This window comes from Microbacterium yannicii (genome assembly GCF_024055635.1).
GTDB classification, from domain to species: Bacteria; Actinomycetota; Actinomycetes; order Actinomycetales; family Microbacteriaceae; genus Microbacterium; species Microbacterium yannicii.
The window spans coordinates 1-17,915 of sequence record NZ_JAMXMB010000005.1 but is presented as its reverse complement, the minus strand read 5'-3'; the positions used below and the strand labels follow the sequence as shown (position 1 = coordinate 17,915).

Annotated in this window: 15 protein-coding genes and 3 riboswitches; of the genes, 7 read left to right on the top strand and 8 right to left on the bottom strand. The window is 69.1% G+C overall.

Going from position 1 to position 17,915, the window contains the following annotated elements:
- Nucleotides 1-7: 7 nt before the first annotated feature.
- Nucleotides 8-1,375 carry an L-serine ammonia-lyase gene (locus NCG93_RS01400; RefSeq protein ID WP_194413646.1) on the bottom strand — a complete coding sequence of 456 codons (1,368 nt, stop codon included), beginning with the start codon at nucleotides 1,373-1,375 and terminating at the stop codon, nucleotides 8-10.
- Entirely contained in the window at nucleotides 1,372-2,694 is a 1,323-nt protein-coding gene (gene glyA / locus NCG93_RS01395) for a serine hydroxymethyltransferase (RefSeq protein ID WP_194413645.1), read from the bottom strand. Before glyA ends, NCG93_RS01400 begins: the two co-directional genes overlap by 4 nt.
- A 41-nt stretch (nucleotides 2,695-2,735) precedes the next feature.
- Nucleotides 2,736-2,826, bottom strand: a riboswitch (glycine riboswitch).
- Nucleotides 2,827-2,915, bottom strand: a riboswitch (glycine riboswitch).
- A gap of 206 nt (nucleotides 2,916-3,121) precedes the next feature.
- Nucleotides 3,122-3,210: riboswitch (glycine riboswitch) on the top strand.
- Between the two features lie 141 nt (nucleotides 3,211-3,351).
- Here glyA and NCG93_RS01390 point away from each other — a divergent pair.
- The 4 genes from NCG93_RS01390 (at nucleotide 3,352) to NCG93_RS01375 (ending at nucleotide 7,053) form a co-directional block, all read left to right on the top strand.
- Nucleotides 3,352-4,113, top strand: coding sequence for a DUF5058 family protein (locus NCG93_RS01390; RefSeq protein WP_194413644.1), 762 nt, complete (start codon nucleotides 3,352-3,354; stop codon nucleotides 4,111-4,113).
- 32 nt (nucleotides 4,114-4,145) lie between these two features.
- Complete coding sequence (locus tag NCG93_RS01385) at nucleotides 4,146-4,886, top strand: hypothetical protein (RefSeq protein WP_252787400.1); 741 nt, start codon at nucleotides 4,146-4,148, stop codon at nucleotides 4,884-4,886.
- A 40-nt stretch (nucleotides 4,887-4,926) separates the two neighbouring features.
- Nucleotides 4,927-6,390, top strand: a complete 1,464-nt coding sequence (locus NCG93_RS01380; protein ID WP_194413643.1) for a M20 family metallopeptidase — start codon at nucleotides 4,927-4,929, stop codon at nucleotides 6,388-6,390.
- A 63-nt stretch (nucleotides 6,391-6,453) separates the two neighbouring features.
- Nucleotides 6,454-7,053: a TetR/AcrR family transcriptional regulator gene (locus NCG93_RS01375; RefSeq protein ID WP_194413642.1), complete on the top strand. Its 600-nt coding sequence runs from the start codon at nucleotides 6,454-6,456 to the stop codon at nucleotides 7,051-7,053.
- Nucleotides 7,054-7,056: 3 nt separating this feature from the next.
- Here NCG93_RS01375 and NCG93_RS01370 read toward each other — a convergent pair whose 3' ends face one another.
- From NCG93_RS01370 to NCG93_RS01345, 6 genes are all read right to left on the bottom strand, one after another.
- Nucleotides 7,057-8,229, bottom strand: coding sequence for a MarP family serine protease (locus NCG93_RS01370; protein WP_194413641.1), 1,173 nt, complete (start codon nucleotides 8,227-8,229; stop codon nucleotides 7,057-7,059).
- A gap of 110 nt (nucleotides 8,230-8,339) precedes the next feature.
- Complete coding sequence (locus NCG93_RS01365; RefSeq protein ID WP_194413640.1) at nucleotides 8,340-9,206, bottom strand: ABC transporter ATP-binding protein; 867 nt, start codon at nucleotides 9,204-9,206, stop codon at nucleotides 8,340-8,342.
- On the bottom strand, nucleotides 9,203-10,102 hold the full coding sequence (locus NCG93_RS01360) for an ABC transporter ATP-binding protein (RefSeq protein ID WP_194413639.1): 900 nt from the start codon (nucleotides 10,100-10,102) through the stop codon (nucleotides 9,203-9,205). Before NCG93_RS01360 ends, NCG93_RS01365 begins: the two co-directional genes overlap by 4 nt.
- The gene (locus tag NCG93_RS01355) at nucleotides 10,099-11,172 is read right to left on the bottom strand and encodes an ABC transporter permease (RefSeq protein ID WP_372495929.1); all 1,074 of its coding nucleotides are present in this window, start codon (nucleotides 11,170-11,172) and stop codon (nucleotides 10,099-10,101) included. The genes NCG93_RS01360 and NCG93_RS01355 overlap by 4 nt, the downstream gene beginning before the upstream one ends.
- Before the next feature lie 10 nt (nucleotides 11,173-11,182).
- Nucleotides 11,183-12,178: an ABC transporter permease gene (locus NCG93_RS01350; protein WP_194413638.1), complete on the bottom strand. Its 996-nt coding sequence runs from the start codon at nucleotides 12,176-12,178 to the stop codon at nucleotides 11,183-11,185.
- Between the two features lie 43 nt (nucleotides 12,179-12,221).
- A complete protein-coding gene (locus tag NCG93_RS01345; protein WP_194413637.1) occupies nucleotides 12,222-13,898 on the bottom strand; it encodes an ABC transporter substrate-binding protein in 1,677 nt (558 codons plus the stop codon).
- Between the two features lie 255 nt (nucleotides 13,899-14,153).
- Between NCG93_RS01345 and NCG93_RS01340 the strand changes: the two genes are divergently transcribed.
- The 3 genes from NCG93_RS01340 to nadB form a co-directional block, all read left to right on the top strand.
- Complete coding sequence (locus NCG93_RS01340; protein WP_194413636.1) at nucleotides 14,154-14,858, top strand: NUDIX hydrolase; 705 nt, start codon at nucleotides 14,154-14,156, stop codon at nucleotides 14,856-14,858.
- A gap of 23 nt (nucleotides 14,859-14,881) precedes the next feature.
- Nucleotides 14,882-16,234, top strand: coding sequence for a quinolinate synthase NadA (gene nadA, locus NCG93_RS01335; RefSeq protein WP_194413635.1), 1,353 nt, complete (start codon nucleotides 14,882-14,884; stop codon nucleotides 16,232-16,234).
- Nucleotides 16,231-17,915: L-aspartate oxidase (gene nadB, locus NCG93_RS01330; RefSeq protein WP_252787399.1), on the top strand; the 1,685-nt coding region annotated here is incomplete at its 3' end. The genes nadA and nadB, both read left to right, overlap by 4 nt.

Genomic DNA, 17,915 nt, shown 5'->3' with positions numbered 1-17,915 from the left:
CGTCTCCTCAACACTCGACGACGTTCACGGCGAGACCGCCGAGCGCGGTCTCCTTGTACTTGATGCTCATGTCTCGCCCCGTCTCGCGCATCGTCGAGATCACTTGGTCGAGAGAGACGTAATGGTGCCCGTCGCCCCACAGCGCCATCTTGGCGGCATTGATCGCCTTGGCAGCGGCGATGGCGTTCCGCTCGATGCAGGGGATCTGCACGAGGCCCGCGATCGGGTCGCAGGTCAGACCGAGACTGTGCTCCATGGCGATCTCCGCGGCGTTCTGCGCTTGGCGCGGGGTCCCCCCGAGGATCTCGGCGAGTGCGCCCGCTGCCATCGACGACGCCGAACCCACCTCACCCTGGCACCCGACCTCAGCACCCGAGATGGAAGCCCGCATCTTGAACAGTACCCCGATGGCCGCGGCCGTCAGAAGAAACGGAACGATGATCTCCTCGCGGCTGCGGGCCGGCCTCAGATCGGCGTGGTGCAGGGCGTAGGAGAGGACGGCCGGAACGATTCCGGCTGCGCCGTTGGTGGGCGCTGTGACGACACGGCCGCCCGAGGCGTTCTCTTCGTTCACGGCGAGCGCGACGAAGTTCACCCACTCCTGCCAGAGCCGGGGGTCGCTCCGCTCCGGATCCTCGGCGCGCAGGCGCGCGTGCCACTTGGGTGCACGCCGCTGGACGCGGAGGCCTCCGGGCAGCACACCGTCGCGCGCCACGCTGGCGGCGACGCAGGCCTCCATGACCCCCGCGAGATGAAGGATGCCTTCGCGGATCTCAGCGGCGCTGCGCGTGGCCAGCTCGTTGCGGAACATCACCTCGGACATCGGTGCGCTCTCTCGGTCGCAGTGGGCGAGCAGCTGCGCGGCGGTCTCGAACGGCAACGGCGCCGCCGCGACCTCGCCCGCGCCGGGACCGGGCTCACCCTCGCGGACGATGAAGCCGCCGCCGATCGAGTAGTAGACCGCCTCGTCCACGACGGCGCCGGCCGAGTCGGCCGCGCGAAGGCGCATCGCGTTGCTGTGACCGGGCATTACGGTGCGCGGCGACAGCCGGATGTCACCTTCGGCGAAGGGCACCGCGCGGATCCCGCCCACGCGCACGCGACCGTCGCGTTCGATCCGGTCCCGGCGTGCCTCGACCTCGTCGGGAAGCACCGTCTCAGGATCGACGCCGTCCAGCCCCAGCAGCACCGCGGTCAGCGTCCCATGGCCGCGTCCGGTTGCCGCCAGCGAGCCGAACAGCTCGACGTCCAGCGAGGCGACCCGTTCCAGATCTAGTCGACCGGCGAAGTCGCCGGCGGCTTTCATCGGGCCGACGGTATGGGAGCTCGACGGCCCGATGCCCACGCGGAAGAGATCGAAGACGCCGATGGTCATGATGCCGCCTCGCCCAGGAGCGGCGCCTGGCCCGGGTAGAGCGGATGCTGATCCACCAGGTGCTGCACGCGCGCAGCGAGCCCGCTGAGGTCTGCATCGCCCGGGGCTACGAGAGCGCGGGCGATGATGTCTGCCACTTCCGTGAACGCCTCGACTCCGAAGCCTCGCGTGGCGAGGGCCGGCGTGCCGATGCGCAGTCCGCTCGTCACCAGCGGCGGACGCGGGTCGTCGGGCACGGCGTTGCGATTCACCGTGATGCCGATGCTCTCGAGCCGGTCCTCGGCCTCGCGGCCGTTCAGGACACTCTCGCGCAGATCGACGAGGACCAGGTGCACGTCGGTGCCCCCACCGACCAGGGCGATGCCCGCAGCGACGCAATCCCGCTCCGACAGCCGTTCGGCGAGGATGCGCGCACCCGCGACCGTCCGGCGCTGCCGCTCGCGGAACCCGTCAGTCGCCGCGAGCGCGAAGCTCACCGCCTTGGCGGCGATGACGTGTTCGAGCGGGCCGCCCTGCTGACCGGGGAACACGGCGGAGTCGAGCTTCTTGGTCAGCGCCGCATCGCTCGAGAGGATCAGCCCGCCGCGGGGTCCCGCGAGCGTCTTGTGGGTCGTGGTGGTGACGACGTGCGCGTGCGGGACCGGAGAGGGATGGATGCCGGCGGCCACGAGGCCTGCGAAGTGCGACATGTCGACGAGCAGGTACGCGTCGACGTCGTCGGCGATGGCGCGGAACGCGGCGGCGTCGATCACCCGCGTGTGCGCCGACCAGCCGGCGATGATCAACCGCGGCCGGTGCAGCCGGGCGAGCTCCGCGACCTCCGCCATGTCGATCACGCCGTCGCGAACGTGATACGAGACCACGTTGTACAGCCGCCCGCTGTAGTTCAGGCGCATGCCGTGGGTGAGATGACCGCCGTGCGCCAGGTCGAGGCCGAGGATGGTGTCGCCCGGCTGGATGAGGGCGTGCATCGCGGCCGCGTTCGCCTGCGCACCGGAGTGGGGCTGCACGTTGGCGTACGCCGCACCGAAGACCTTCTTCGCCCGCTCGATCGCCAGCGTCTCGACGACGTCGACGAATTCGCAACCCCCGTAGTAGCGGCGCCCGGGGTAGCCCTCGGCGTACTTGTTCGTCAGCACCGATCCCTGGGCCTGCATCACGGCGAGCGGCGCGTGGTTCTCGGATGCGATCATCTCGAGGCCGCGGCGCTGACGCTGCAGCTCGCGGTCGATCGCGGCGGCGACGACGGGATCGAGAACGCTGAGGGGGGCGTTGAGCGATTCGGGGAGCGTTTCGACGGTCGCGAGGACATGGGACATGGGGAACTCCGGTCTCTGCAGGCACTGCGGATGTGGTGAGTTCCTCCCCCTCTGTGATGGGCCTGAGAGATTTCGCGCGCTGCGCTTGCCCCGCCGGCGGGCGCCCTGTCGGGCACCGCTTTTCAGAGTGACCACACCGTCTCGGTACTTGAGCCTGAGAGATTCCGGGGAGGAGTTGCTCCTACGGCAGCCGCGCTGCGGCATTCTCCCGAGACGATCGTCGGTCCGTTGTTCGATTGCCCGGCGAGCCTACGCAGAAGCGCGGACCACTGTCAACTCCGCGAGAGCGACCGAGAATCGGCTCTTGTGACGCCTTCACAAACCTGTAACACTTCAGGTCTCGTGCCGTAATCGGACACTGTCCATTATGGATCTACCAACTTCACACGCACCAACGTCGGCCGCACACCCCGCGGCTTGACGCCCGCACAGTCGCCGGGGAGAGTTCCGCTCATGCGGACGCCGAAGGGGCAAGCACCCGCCAATCTCTCAGGCATCAAGGACCCGGCGACTGGGGAACTCTGGAGAGCGGCCGATACGGCCCGCCGAAGGGGAAGCGCTCAGCGCGACACTCTCAGGCTCAAGGACAGAGGGGAAACCAGAGGGCTCCGATGAGGGAGCCCCCTGCACATCCGCAAGCCCTCGAAGGAGCTCATGATGAGCCTGGTCCCAACGACCCTCGATCCCGATTCGACGGATATCCTCGCCGCCGCGGATCAACCCATCCTCTGGTTGTGCGTCGCGGGGGTGTTCGCCGTCATCGCGGCGCAGACTGTGATCTACTTCCTCGCCGTCCGCAGGGCGGCGCCGGCCGTGGGAATGTCGGGCGGTGAGGTGAAGAGCTCATTCCGCGCCGGCGCCGTCGCGGCGATCGGCCCGTCGATGGCGGTCGCGCTCATCGCGATCACGCTCATCAGCGTTTTCGGCACGCCCGGCGTGCTCACCCGTATCGGCCTGATCGGCTCCGCGGCCTTCGATGTCGCTGCCGCCGGCATCGCCGCGGGCACCCAGGGTGCGACCCTGGGTGGCGAGGGCTACACCCAGGCCGTCTTCGCCACCGTCCTGCTCTGCATCGCGCTCGCGGGAGCGGGGTGGATGCTCGTGACCCTCATCGCGACCCCGCTGCTCAAGCGCGGCACGCGGCGGCTCGAGTCCGGGGGAACGGCTCGCACCGCCGCCGCAATGGCCATCATCCCCACCGCGGCCCTGCTCGGCGCGTTCGGTACGTTCGCGATCCAGCAGTTCCAGAAGGGCCTCGCCGCCACCATCGTCGTGCTCGCGAGCGCCCTGGCGATGCTCGTCTGTCTGTGGATAGCCAAGGCGGCTCGGCAATCGTGGCTGAGGGAGTGGGGGTTGGGCATCTCCCTGGTCGTCGGCATCGTCGTCGGAATCCTCGTCAGCGGCGCAGGCATCGCATGAGCGCCACGAATCGCACCACAGGAGAGAACAACGTGACCGATTCCATCGCCACCACTGACACCGGCACCGCGGCCTGGGCGGCCTTCGACAAGACGACCTCGCGCTGGGGCCGGATCACGATGATCCTCGCGATGATCATCATGATCACGGGCCCTGGCATCGTCGCCGCGCAGCTGGGCGTGCAGCCGGTCGCCGTCGTCACAGGCGTACTGGCCATCGCGGTGGCCTTCGGCGCCCTCTGGTTCATCGAGCCGCTGTCGTACTTCCCGATCCTGGGACCGGCGAGCATGTACCAGGCCTTCATGATCGGGAACATCGCCAACAAGCTCCTCCCTGCCGCGGTCGTGGCCCAGTCGACGATCGGCGCCAAGCCCGAGACCCGGCGCGGCCAGCTCGCCGCAGTTCTGGCGATCTGCGGCGCCGCCATGACCCACCTGTTGAGCCTCCTCATCTTCGTCGGCGTCCTCGGCACACTCCTGCTCAACGCCATCCCGCCCGAGATCGTCACGTCCATCCAGACATTCGTTCTTCCGGCCGTCATGGGGGGAATCATCGTCCAGATGATCGCCAGCAACCCTCAGCCGCGCATCCTCATCATCGCGATCGCGGTCGGCCTCGTCGTCCAGCTCGTGCTGACGCCGCTGTTCCCGGTCGTCGCGTTGTTCGGAATCGCGATCTCCGTCGTCGCGACCATCTTGCTGGCTCTTCTCCTGCCGGGCCGCAAGACGTCCGGCCCGGTCGTCGAGGACCCGGCGCTGGAGGACATCTCGTGACGACGCAGGCCTTCGACCACCTCGAGAGAAAGGCACAGTGATGACGACTGTGGAAACGGACACCAAGACCTCCGTCACGGCGGTGAAGCCGATCGTGGATGCGCTCGCGCCGAGATTCACGCGGCTGAGCGACGAGATCTGGGACCATCCCGAACTGCGGTGGGAAGAGCACCGCTCCATGGCGAAGCAGATCCAAGCGGCCGAAGAGTTCGGAGGACGCATCACGAGGGCAGTCGGCGGCGTGCCGACCGCGTTCTCGGCCGAGTGGGGCGCGGGCTCTCCGATCATCGGCTTCCTCGGCGAGTACGACGCGCTGGCCTCGCTCAGCCAGGCGGCCGGCGCAGCTGAGCGAATGCCCGATACCGACAGCGGCACGGACGCGGGTCACGGCTGCGGGCACAACCTGCTCGGCACGGGTTCACTGCTCGCGGCGATCGCGGTCGCACAGCACCTCGAGGCTTCCGCTCTGCCGGGGACGGTGCGCTACTACGGCTGCCCGGCCGAGGAGGGCGCTGCGGGCAAGACGTTCATGGTTGCGGCGGGAGCTTTCGACGACGTGGATGCCGCCGTGACGAACCACCCCGGTGACGCGATGTCGGCGGACCAGTGGAAGTCGCTCGCGTACACGCAGGCGTACTTCCGTTTCCGCGGGGTCGCCGCGCACGCGGGCGGCATGCCCCAACTCGGACGCAGCGCGCTCGACGCTGCGGAGCTCATGAACGTGGGCGTGAACTTCCTGCGCGAGCATATGGACGACAGTGACCGCATCCACTACGCCTTCATCGACGCGGGCGGCCCGTCCGCGAACGTGGTGCAGCCGACCGCAGAGCTGTACTACATCGTGCGCTCCCCCACGGTCGCGCGTATGCGCAAGCTGTACGAGCGTGTGAAGAAAGTCGCACAGGGAGCGGCGCTCATGACCGAGACCGAGGTCGAGATCGAATTCGACGGCGCCTGCGCCGAGCTGCTCCCCAACCGGACGCTCGAGGAGCGCCTCTACGCGAACGTGCAGGAGATCGGCGGAGTCCCGTTCGACGACGATGACCAGGAGTACGGCCGCCGGATCACGCGCGGGTTCCCGGAAGGGTCACTCGAGTTCGCGCGGAGCATGCGCGCGCTCCCCGACGACGCACCTCCCTACTTCGACGGCGTCCTGCCGCTCGTCGATCCCATCCACCGCTTCCAGATGACGGGTTCGACCGACGTGGGAGATGTGAGCTGGGTTACCCCGACAGTCCAGATCGTGGCGGGCACCGCCGCCCTGGGCACTCCTGGGCACTCATGGCAGATGGTTGCCCAGGGGAAGAGCGCCGCGGCCCACAAGGGGATGATCCACGGCGCAACGGCCATGGCTGCGACCGCACTGGAACTGCTCACCGACCCGGCGCTGCTGGCGGAGGCGCGGGCCGAGTTCGACGGCATCGTCGCCAAGACGCCGTACGACCGGCCGATTCCGGAGGGCACCGTGCCTCCGCCGCTGCGCCCGACGTACCGCCCGGCGTGATCCTCTGGGGGCGGGCCGGCACGGCCGACCCGCCCCCAGGCATAGCCTCAGTAGGTTGGACTCGTGAAGGCCGAATCCAAGCAGGACGGTCTGCGGACCCGCAGAGTGGACAGCGACGACGCCCGCGTCGTCAAGACCCGCGAAAGACTCGTGCGGGCCTACCGCCAGATCCTGGACGAAGACCCCCGCCACCCCGTCACGGTGACAGAGGTGGTACGGCGCGCAGGCGTCACGCGCTCCTCTTTCTACGCGCACTTCGCCGGAGCGGATGACCTCGCGGCAGTCGCCCTGACGGAGTTCAACGCTGCGGTGGTGGCACTCGCCCGGTCAGAGGTGCGCGAGGGACTGCCCAAGAGCGAGGTGAACCGACGGGTCATCGCCGAGATCGCTGCGTTCGTCGCCGAGCGCCGCGACACGTACGGTGCGCTCCTCGCACGTGGCGACGATTTCGCCCGCTCGGTCACCGCGGCCTTCGCGGAGCAGGCGCTGGTCACGCTGCGGACACGCGAGACGCTGCATGCCGATCCCGAGATCACGGCGCGCTACATGGGCGCGGGCCTCATCGGCGTGCTGTCGTGGTGGCTCGACAACGACGACGACCGATCGCCCGAAGAGCTCGCACAGGCGCTGATCGCGATCGCGCCCCCCGATTTCGTCGACTGACGGTCAGCCGACGCAGGACCCGGTCGACACGATGTTCGAGAGCGACGGCGCGCGGGCGATCACCGGGTCGAGTTCGGCCATGGTCATCGCATAGCCGAGGTTCTCGTCGTTCTCGGCGCGTGCGAAGACGACGCCCGCCACGGCGCCGTCGTCAGTCAGCAGCGGGCCCCCGGAGTTGCCGGGACGCACCACCGCGTCGAGAGCGTAGATCTCACGCGGGTTCGAGGACTCGTCGTAGACGTCCGGCACCTGCGCCGTCCCCACCGACTCCACCCCGGCCGTCACCATGGTGAACGGCCCGCCGTAGGGGTAGCCCTGCACGGCCGCCGCGTCGCCGGCGGCGAGGGTCGGCGAAAACGGCAGGGCGTCGGCGCCGAGATCGTCGACGGCGATCACCGCGAGGTCGTCGATCGGGTCGAAGTAGACGACACGCCCCTCGCGCGCCGCCACGCCCGGCAGTTCGACGATCGGGGTGTCGACGCCTGCGAGGACGTGGGCGTTCGTGACCACCCGGTCCTCGGCGATGACGAATCCGCTCCCAGCCGATCCCCGCCCACAGGCGTAGGCATTTCCCGAGACGCGGGCGACGGATGCCGCGGCCCGCTGCAGCTCGGGGTCGTCCAGGGCTACCGGGGGCGCGGGATCGACGGTCGCGGGCCCGAGCAACTGGCCGAGGCCCGGCAGGCTGTCGTCGAGCACTGCACCGCGCAGCTGTGCCAGCGCGGCCGCGACGGGGTCGGGGGTGGCCGCCTCGATCCCGCGGAGGATGTTCGACGAGGCGACGGCGGACGAGACGACGGGGATGCCGGCGACGGCGATCGCGGGAGCGACGAAGGCGAGCGCGAGGAGGGCGGCGAGCACCGAGGCGATGCCGCCGAGGAAGCGCTCGACGCCGCGGAGCTTGAGCCGGTCGGCACCGGAGCGCAGCGCCGATCCGATGGCCGCGCCGATCGCCGCCCCGGCGAAGACGAGTCCGATGGCGGCGACGATCACGGCCGGGCCACGCCAGACGGGCGATGGCACCCACCCGCTCACGAGCGGTGTGAGCCAGAAGGCCGCGAATGCGCCCGCGGCGATGCCGGCGAACGTGCCGATGCTGGCGAAGAAGCCGCGCTGGACACCGGCGATGCAGGCGGCGATGAGGAGCAGGACGATCACCACGTCGACGACGACCATCCCACCTCCTCCACGCCTCAGGATCCGTCTCGACAGGCTACGCACCCAGCCTGGGAGAACGACCCCGTCGACGCCGCCCGGCGTGTCGGCGGGCGGGCGAAGGCGGCGTGTCAGGGCTGCTTCGCCGCCAGCTCCCTGCGCACCTCGTCGCGCAGCATCCCCTGGTTCTCGGGATCGGGAGCGGCCCCGAGCAGCGTCCGCGTGTACTCGTGCTGGGGGTCGAGGATGACGGTGTCGGCGGGCCCTCGCTCGACGATGTCGCCCCGGAACATCACCAGGATCTCGTCGGAGAAGTGCCGCGCGGTCGCGAGGTCATGGGTGATGTAGAGCACTCCGAGGTGGTCTTCGCGCTGCAGCTGCGCCAGCAGGTTCAGCACGCCCAGGCGGATCGACACGTCGAGCATCGAGACGGGCTCGTCGGCGATGATGAACTGCGCCCCGGGCGCCAGCGCCCGCGCGATCGCGACGCGCTGGCGCTGACCGCCCGACAGCTCGTGAGGGCGGCGCTCGGCCATCTTGTCGGTCGGCGTGAGGCGCACCCGGTCCAGCAGCTCGAGCACGCGCCGGCGCACCTCCGCCTTGCTCATTCCGGGATTGTGGATGCGCAGTGGGCGCTCGAGGTGATGCTCGATGGAGTGAAAGGGATTCAGTGACGCGAACGGGTCCTGGAAGACCATCTGCACGTCACCGCGATAGGACGCGACCTCCCGGCCGCGGTTGCCGGTCGGTGCGCCGTCGAGCAGGATCTGCCCGCTCGTCGGGTTCTCGAGCCGCGCCAGCATCTTCGCGATGGTGGACTTGCCCGAGCCGGACTCCCCGACCAGCGCGATCGTGCGCCCTGCCTCGATGGTGAACGAGACGTCCTTCACCGCGTGGAGGGTGGAGAAGCTCAGCCCGCTGCGGAGGCGGAAGTCCTTGACGAGGTTCCGCGCTTCGAGCGTGCGAGGCCCGGACGCGGTGGGTGGCTGGGCGCTCATGCGGCTCCTTCTTCGAGCGGGACGGCGCCGGCCGCCGGGGCCGGCGTCGCCGAAACGGGGTGCGTGCCGGTGCGCACGAAGTCGCCCCTGTCGCCGCGCAGGCTCGGGAAGCTCGACAGCAGCTTCCTGGTGTACTCGTGCTGCGGATCGCGGTAGATCCCGGACGCGGTGCCGAGTTCCACGATCTCGCCCTGCAGCATGACGGCGATGCGGTCGCTGATCTCGATCAGCATCGGCAGGTCGTGCGTGATGAAGATCACGGCGAACCCGAGCCGTTCCCGCAGGCGCATGATCTCGCGGATGATGCCGCGCTGCACGACCACGTCGAGCGCGGTGGTGGGCTCGTCCATGATCATGACCTGGGGGTCGAGGGCCAGCGCCATCGCGATCATGACGCGCTGGCGCATACCGCCGGACAGCTCATGGGGGAAGCTCGACAGGCGGCTCGGGTCCACGCCCACGAGCTCCAGGAGCTCCTCACAGCGCTGCTGCTTCTCGCGCTTTGACATCTCCGGCCGATGCGTCGTGAACACGTCGAAGAGCTGGGCGCGGACGTTGATGACCGGGTTCAGCGAGTTCATCGCGCCCTGGAACACCATCGAGACCTTGTCCCATCGGAAGCGCCGCAGCTCCTCGTCCGCGAGGCCCACGACGTCGATGTCCTCGCCGGAGCGGTCGTGCAACACGATCTCGCCGGAGGTCATCAGCGCCGGAGGCTTGAGCAGCCGGTTGATCCCGTACGCGAGCGTGGACTTGCCGCAGCCGGATTCGCCCGCGAGGCCCAGGATCTCGCCCCGGTGCAAGGTGAGCGACACGTCGCGGACGGCCTTGACCGGCGGATCGACCTCGTACTCGATCGACACGTTCCTCGTGGTCAGGACGGCGTCGCCGTTCATGCTTCGGCTCCGTTCAGGACGCGGCTCGACTCGACGCCGCGGCCAGCGCGCTTGGCCTTGCGCACGCGGCGCGCGTTCTCGGGTGCGAGACGCAGCTTGGGGTTGATGATCTCGTCGATGGAGAAGTTGATCAGCGACAGGCCGGCGCCCAGGAGCGCGATCATGAGCCCGGGCGGAACGAACCACCACCAGGCGCCGGTGCCGAGGGCCTGACCCGTCTGCGCGTCGTTGAGCATCGTGCCCCACGTGATCGACCCGGTGGGTCCCAGACCGAGGTAAGAGAGCCCCGCCTCGCCCAGGATGGCGAAGATGATCGCGAAGAGGAACTGTGCGGCGAGGAGCGGCAGCAGGTTGGGGAGGATCTCTACGCGGATGATGCGCGTCGTCCGCTCTCCCGCCACCCGGCTGGCAGCGACGTAGTCGCGCGACCGCAGCGAGCGCGCCTGCGCCCGCAGGACCACCGCCGAACCCGCCCACCCCGTGATCCCGAGCACCAGGGCCACCAGCATCCAACTGCGTCCCGGGATATAGGTGGCGATCACCATCACCAGCGGCAGTCCCGGGATGACGAGCATGATGTTCGTGAAGAGGGACAGGATCTCGTCCCACCAGCCGCCTTTGTAGCCCGCGATGATGCCGAAGACGATGGACAGCACCAGGGCGATGAGACCCGCGGTCATGCCGACCATGAGGGAGCCTCGGGTCCCCCACGCGAGCTGGGCGAGGACGTCGTAGCCCAGCTTCGTGGTGCCGAGGAGATGCTCCGGGCTCGGAGGTGAGAGCGCCGGGTTGTCGGAATCCATCGGGTCCTGGCAGAACAGCGGCCCGAGGATCCCGAACAGCACGATCCCGCCGACGATGATGAGGCCGAGCGCGAGCTTGAGCGACATCCGCGGCAGGAGCTGACGGATGCCGCGGCGAGCGGCGGACGCTTCGTCCCGTGCCGCGACGACCTCGGCGTCGACGGGCGGGGTCATCAGCGCACCCGGGGCGACGATGGCGGGGTCGATGGTGCGGTCGGAGAGCGTCTCAGGGGCGCTCTCGAGGTCGCTGATCGACGGTTCTGTCACTTCGACCCTCTCAGACATTGTGACGCGCTCTCGGGTCGATGAATCCGTAGACGATGTCCATGATGAAGTTCGCGGCGAGCACCGCGACCGTGATCACGAGGAACACGCCCTGCATGAGCGCGTAGTCGCTGTTCTGCACCGACTGGATCATGAGCTTGCCGATGCCGGGGTAGGTGAACACCTGCTCCATCACGATCGAGCCGGCCACGACGAAACCGAGCGAGATGCTGAAGCCCGCGATGGAGGGGATCGCCGCGTTGCGCGTCGCATAGGTGCGGAGGATGCGCATCGGCTTCAGCCCCTTGGCCTCGGCCGTGACGATGTAGTCCTCCGACACGGTCGAGACCATCATGTTGCGCATGCCGAGCAGCCACCCGCCGATCGAGCTCAGCACGATCGTGAGGGCCGGGAGGAACCCGTGGTAGATCGCGCTGCCGATGAAGTCCCAGCTCCACTCCGGGCCGTCCGGGAACGCCCACACGTCGTAGCCGCCGAAGATCGGGAAGACGCCGAGCGCCACCGAGAAGATGGCGACCAGCACGAGTGCGAGCCAGAAGTACGGGATGGACTGCAGCACCGTCGTGAAGGGCACGAGGTGATCGACCCAGGTGCCCCGTCTCCAGCCCACCCAGGCGCCGATGCCGACGCCGAGCACGAACGAGATGACGGTGGCGATGCCCACCAGGATGACCGTCCACGGCAGTGCCGCGGCGATGAGCTCGGTCACCGGCGTCGGGTACTTCGTGACCGACACGCCCAGGTCCCCCTGGAGCATCCGGCCCCAGTACGCGACGTACTGCTCCCACATCGACGACGAGTCGCCACCGAGCAGGGCCTTGATGTTGCGGACGGTGGTCTCGTTGAGCTCGCCGCCCGCCCGCTGCATCTTCGCGAGGAGGATGTCGGCGGGGTCACCGGGCAGAAGCCTCGGCAGGAGGAAGTTGAGGGAGATCGTCGCCCACAGTGTCACCACATAGAACGCGATCCGCCGCGCATAGAACTTCATTGCGGCCTGCTCCTCCGTGCCGCGGCCTCTGCCCGGTTCCGCATTACTTGACCGGCTCCAGGTGCTGGAGGACGTAGCCGGACGCGACCGAGCCCCATGCGGGCGGGAAGGCGTACAGGTCCTCCTCGGTCGGCCAGCCCGTGAAGTCCTTCGTGTTGAAGAACGTCTGCGTGGCGTTGATGACCAGCGGGATGTACGGCAGGTCGCGCACGATCTCGGCCTGCACCGCGGCGTACGCCTCCTGCTTGACGGCCTCGTCGTTCGTGGCGGCCGCCGCGGCGACGGCCTCGTTCACGACGGCGTTGTCGTAGCGGCTGAAGTTCCAGCGCCCGGTCGGGACCTCCTCGCCGACCTGCGAGGTCGACTCCCCGGTGAACCAGTCCTTGTAGATCTGGAACGGGTCGGCGACCGAGGTGCCGATGACGCCGCCCATGATGAGCTGGTACTGACCGGTCTGGCGGGCGTCCGAGAACTCCTGCCATTGCACCGTCGATGCGTTGACCTTGATGCCGGCCTCCGCCGCCTGCTCGGCGATGAGCTTCGCGGCGTCGTTGTAGTCGGTCCAGCCGTCGACCGAGACGAGGCTGAGCTCGAGCGGCGCGCCGTCCTTCGCGTAGAAGCCGTCGCCGCCCTTCGCGTAGCCCGCGGCCTCGAGGATCTCACCGGCGGCCGCGGCGTCGGGCGACTGCGGGCTGACCTCGTTCGCGAGGTCGGCGACCCACTTCTGGTCGCGCGGCAGCAGGGCGAACGTGGGCGAGATGTCGCCGGTCAGGCCGACGAACGCCTTCTCTTTGATCGTGGCGCGGTCGATCGCGACGTTGAGGGCCTGGCGGACTGCCACGTCGGTCTGCGGGCCGGTGCAGCCGAGCTCGGCGTTGGAGCAGGTGTACAGCACCGTCGGGTCCTGCGGCGTGTTCAGCATGCTGATGACACCGTTGGACGTGACCGAGTCGGGGTTCGGCACGAACATCCCGGTCCAGTCGAGCTCGCCGGCGGTCAGCAGGTCCTGCGCCGACTGGTTGGCGTCGATGCCGATGTACTGCACCTTCTTGATCGCGGGCACGCCCTCGTCGCGGAACTCGTCGTTCGCGACGACGCTGTACGAGGCATCCGTCACCTTGTCGACCACGTACGGTCCCGTGCCGACCGGCTCCTCGTCGGTGAACGTGGTGTAGTCGTCGACCTCGGACCAGATGTGCTCGGGCAGCATCCACGTGGTGCCGAGGATCTGGAACTCGTTGGTGAACTGCGGCGTCTCGTAGGTGAGCACGACGGTGCTGTCATCCGTCGCCTCCGCCGAGATGAGACCGTCGCGGTGGTTCGGCTCGTAGTTGAACGTGAACGCGGCATCCTCGGCGGTGAAGTCCTCACCGTCGTTCCACTTCACGCCGTCCTTGAGCTTCACCGTGATGACGGTGCCGTCCTCGTTGTACTCGAAGCTCTCGCCCAGCATGGGCTCGGGCGCCTCGTCGGCCGTCTTGTTGTAGAAGAACAGCGGCTCGTAGATCGGGCCGAGCGCAGCGTGCAGCACACTCGGCGAGAACGGGTTGAAGTTGGCCTCGATCGGCGTCTGGCTGCCCGCCCAGACCCGGAGGGTGCGTCCGTCGGACTCACCGCTGTCGTCGCCGCCACCACCGGCGCAGCCCGACAGGCCGATGCCGAGGATCGCTGTCCCGGCCACGGCGATGAGCGCCGCTCGGCGCTTCGCGTTTCGAATCATCGTTGGTTCTTTCTCTCGTGCGACATTGCAGGGAGGAGTGCGAGGGCACCCGGGGCATTCATTAGTACTGAGTCCTAACAAATGTTTGAACGTAAACCTAACAAACACCGCACCACTTCGCACCCCTCCCGGGCCGCCGGTACGTCACGTCTTCACAACGGTTGGTCCGGAATGCGGGCGGACGCGCGAGGTTACGACTGCGGTTTGGCTTCTGGTCGTCATGACACTATGATCGAATCGACAGTTAGAGTCACTATGACCAGAACAGCTCCCGAAGTCCCCTCCCCCGCCGACGCGATCCGCGTGGCGGTGTCCACCGTGATCTTCACGCTGCGACGCCTCCCCGGCAGCGACGCCGTGCAGGTGGTGCTCCCGCTCGTGCGACGAACGCGTGATCCGCACGAGGGACAGTGGGCGCTGCCCGGTGGCTGGCTCGACGCGACGGAAGGCCTCGCGGCCGCGGCATCCCGCACCCTCGGCGAGACGACGGGACTCGCCCCGAGCTATCTGGAGCAGCTGTACGCCTTCGGCGCCGTCGATCGCTCCCCCACCCGTGTCGTCTCGATCGTGTACTGGGCCCTGTTGCGCGCCGACGAGATCACCGACAGCACCGTCGAGAACGTCTCGTGGTTCGATGCCGCGTCCCTCCCCCGACTGGCCTTCGATCACAACGAGATCGTCGAATATGCGCTGTGGCGCCTGCGCAACAAGGTCGGCTACAGCCGCATCGCCCACGGCCTGCTCGCCGACGAGTTCACGCTGGCGGATCTGCGAGAGGTGTACGAGGCCATCCTCGGTCGGCGGCTCGACCCCGCCAACTTCCGTCGGCAGGTCGAGAACTCCGGCACCCTCATCCCCACCGACCGCTTCCGCACCGGCAGCCACCGCCCGGCGCGCCTGTACCGCTACAACCAGCACGTCGAGCTCGCCGACCGCGGCCCGCTCGACGCCCGCGACTGACCCATCCGAACGGAGCGCCCGACATGCCTGCCGTCAACATCACCCTCAGCCCTCGACCCGAGCTCGATGCATCCGTGGATCACGCGATCCAGGCGATCATCGCGGGCGCATCGACCGGCGAGACCTGCAACACCGACCTCGCCGCCGGCCCGTGGGACTTCGACACGCGCCCCGGGTACGGTCCGGGCTCGTCGATGGGCGACGTCATCCCGACGGGCTCACCACGCCAGGGCGAGCTGCCTCGCGAGTACCGCGAGGCGTCCGAGCCCGAGCTCGCCGAACGCATCCGCATCGCCAAGGCGACGCTCGGCGACAGGGTCGTGGTGCTCGGCCACTTCTACCAGCGCGAAGAGGTCGTCGTGCACGCCGACTACGTCGGCGACTCGTTCCAGCTCGCGAACGCGGCGCTGGAGCACCCGGATGCCGAGGCCATCGTGTTCTGCGGCGTCCACTTCATGGCCGAGACCGCCGATCTGCTGTCGCGTCCCGAGCAGGCCGTGATCCTGCCGAACCTCGCCGCCGGCTGCTCGATGGCCGACATGGCCGACATCGACCAGGTCGAGGACTGCTGGGAGCAGCTCGCCGAGGTCTACGGCGACATGGACGCCGTCGACGCGGACGGCCTCGTGCCGGTGATCCCGGTCACGTACATGAACTCCTCGGCGGCGATCAAGGGCTTCGTCGGTCGCCACGGCGGCATCGTCTGCACGTCGTCGAACGCGCGGACCGTGCTCGAGTGGGCGTTCCAGCGCGGCCGCCGCGTGCTCTTCTTCCCCGACCAGCACCTGGGCCGCAACACCGCGAAGGCGATGGGCGTGCCCCTCGAGCAGATGCCGATGTGGAATCCGCGCAAGCCGCTGGGCGGGGCATCCGTCGACGCCATCGAGGATGCGCGCGTCATCCTCTGGCACGGCTTCTGCTCGGTGCACCGACGCTTCTCTGTCGAGCAGATCGAGAAGGCGCGCGCCGAGCACCCCGGCGTGCGCGTCATCGTGCACCCCGAGTGCCCGATGGACGTCGTGGACGCGGCCGACGAGTCAGGTTCGACGGACTACATCCGCAAGGCGATCGAAGCCGCGACCGAGCCCACCACGTTCGCGATCGGCACCGAGGTCAACCTCGTGCAGCGGCTCGCCGCGCAGTACCCGCAGCACGAGATCTTCTGCCTCGACCCGGTGGTGTGCCCGTGCTCGACGATGTACCGCATCCACCCGGGGTACCTGGCGTGGGTGCTCGAGGGACTCGCCGACGGCGAGGTGCGCAACCGCATCACCGTGCCGCAGGACGTCGCCGACCCGGCACGCCTGGCATTGGAGCGGATGCTGGCGGCAAAGCCCCCGGCGGCGCCCCCGGCCGCGTGGGAGAACGCGTCATGACCGTGCCGACGGATGCCGCACCCCGCGCCGTCGTCATCGGCTCGGGCATCGCGGGGCTGCTGACGGCCCTCCACGCCGTCGAGCGCGGCTGCCTCGTCACCCTCGTGACCAAGGACGTCCTGGAGCACGCGAACACCCGCTACGCCCAGGGCGGGATCGCCGGTGTCATGTTCGAAGACGACCGGGTGGACGACCACGTCCACGACACCCTCGTGGCAGGCGCGGGACTCAGCGATCCCGCCGCGGTGCGTGTGCTCGTCGACGAGGGGCCGCAGCGGATCCGCGAGCTCATCGCGCTCGGGGTGGCGTTCGACCGCGACGAGAGCGGCGGATTCGTCAAAGGTCTCGAGGCGGCACACTCATACCCGCGCATCCTGCATGCGGGTGGCGACGCCACCGGCACGGCGATCGAGAAGGCGCTCGTCGCGCGGCTGCGCGCCAGCGCCGTGACCGTGATCGAGCACGCGTTCCTCATCGACCTGGTCGTCGCGGACGGCCGCGTCACCGGGGTGGAACTGCTCGTCGGTGAGACGGATGCCGCGCCCGGCCGCCGCGAGACCGTCCACGCCGACGCGATCGTGCTGGCCACCGGCGGCGCGGGCGAGCTGTACGCGCACTCCACCAACCCCGAGGTCGCGACGGGCGACGGCATCGCCGCGGCGATCCGCGCCGGGGCGGCCGTCGCGGATCTCGAGTTCTTCCAGTTCCACCCCACGGTGCTGGAAGGCAAGGCTGACGCCGCCGGGTTGGAAGGCAAGGCTGACGCCGCCGGGATGGCGGTGGGAAAGTCCTTCCTGGTGTCGGAGGCTGTGCGCGGCGAGGGCGCCACCCTGGTCGACGAGAACGGCCGCCGGTTCGTCTTCGACATGCACCCCGACGGAGAGCTGGCGCCCCGCGACGTCGTCGCCCGGGCGATCGCACGGCAGATGGACGCCCAGGGCGGGCGCCCGGTGCTCCTCGACGCGACGCACATCCACTCGTCGGATGCCGGCGAGCGCGCGGCGTTCCTCGGCCGACGCTTCCCGACGATCGACGCCGCCGTCCGCGAGCGCGGCCTCGACTGGGCGCGCGAGCCGATCCCGGTCACACCGGCCGCGCACTACCTGATGGGCGGCGTCTCGACCGACCTGTTCGGCCGCACCACGCTGCCCGGGCTGTACGGGGTCGGCGAGGTCGCCCGCACCGGCGTGCACGGCGCCAACCGCCTTGCCTCGAACTCGCTGCTCGAGGGCGCGGTGTTCGGCGCCCGCGCGGGCGACGCGATCGCGGCCGATGCGGCATCCTCTTCCTGGCCCCAACCCGCCTCTGCTCCGCAGTGGGAATCTGCGACCACGCCCGCCCTCGAGCCACGGATCCTGACCACTGAGCGGCGGGGGTCGTCTGCTCCGCCGTCACGAAGTGCGCCGCCAGACGGGGTTCGACCGCAATTCGTGACTGCGGAGTCCGGGGACGACGCGGCGAACGAGGCGCCCGCGTTCAGCCGCGCGGCGCTGCAGGAGCTGATGTGGGAGCGGGCGGGTCTCGTGCGCGACGAGGAAGGACTGCGGCGCGCGGCAACCGTCCTCGCGGCATGGCAGGCGCAGCGCCGCGTTCCCGTCACGGAGCACGACTACGAGGACCAGAATCTCCTGCTCGTCGCGACGGAGCTCGTCGCTGCGGCCCGCGCGCGCCGCGAGTCGGT

Excerpts from the sequence above, each read along its gene's own strand:
- glyA (WP_194413645.1), bottom strand. The coding sequence starts at position 2,694 with ATGTCCCATGTCCTCGCGACCGTCGAAACGCTCCCCGAATCGCTCAAC.
- NCG93_RS01350 (WP_194413638.1), bottom strand. The coding sequence starts at position 12,178 with ATGAAGTTCTATGCGCGGCGGATCGCGTTCTATGTGGTGACACTGTGG.
- NCG93_RS01345 (WP_194413637.1), bottom strand. The coding sequence starts at position 13,898 with ATGATTCGAAACGCGAAGCGCCGAGCGGCGCTCATCGCCGTGGCCGGG.
- NCG93_RS01365 (WP_194413640.1), bottom strand. The coding sequence starts at position 9,206 with ATGAGCGCCCAGCCACCCACCGCGTCCGGGCCTCGCACGCTCGAAGCG.
- NCG93_RS01400 (WP_194413646.1), bottom strand. The coding sequence starts at position 1,375 with ATGACCATCGGCGTCTTCGATCTCTTCCGCGTGGGCATCGGGCCGTCG.
- NCG93_RS01340 (WP_194413636.1), top strand. The coding sequence starts at position 14,154 with ATGACCAGAACAGCTCCCGAAGTCCCCTCCCCCGCCGACGCGATCCGC.
- NCG93_RS01380 (WP_194413643.1), top strand. The coding sequence starts at position 4,927 with ATGACGACTGTGGAAACGGACACCAAGACCTCCGTCACGGCGGTGAAG.
- NCG93_RS01360 (WP_194413639.1), bottom strand. The coding sequence starts at position 10,102 with ATGAACGGCGACGCCGTCCTGACCACGAGGAACGTGTCGATCGAGTAC.
- NCG93_RS01390 (WP_194413644.1), top strand. The coding sequence starts at position 3,352 with ATGAGCCTGGTCCCAACGACCCTCGATCCCGATTCGACGGATATCCTC.
- nadA (WP_194413635.1), top strand. The coding sequence starts at position 14,882 with ATGCCTGCCGTCAACATCACCCTCAGCCCTCGACCCGAGCTCGATGCA.
- NCG93_RS01370 (WP_194413641.1), bottom strand. The coding sequence starts at position 8,229 with ATGGTCGTCGTCGACGTGGTGATCGTCCTGCTCCTCATCGCCGCCTGC.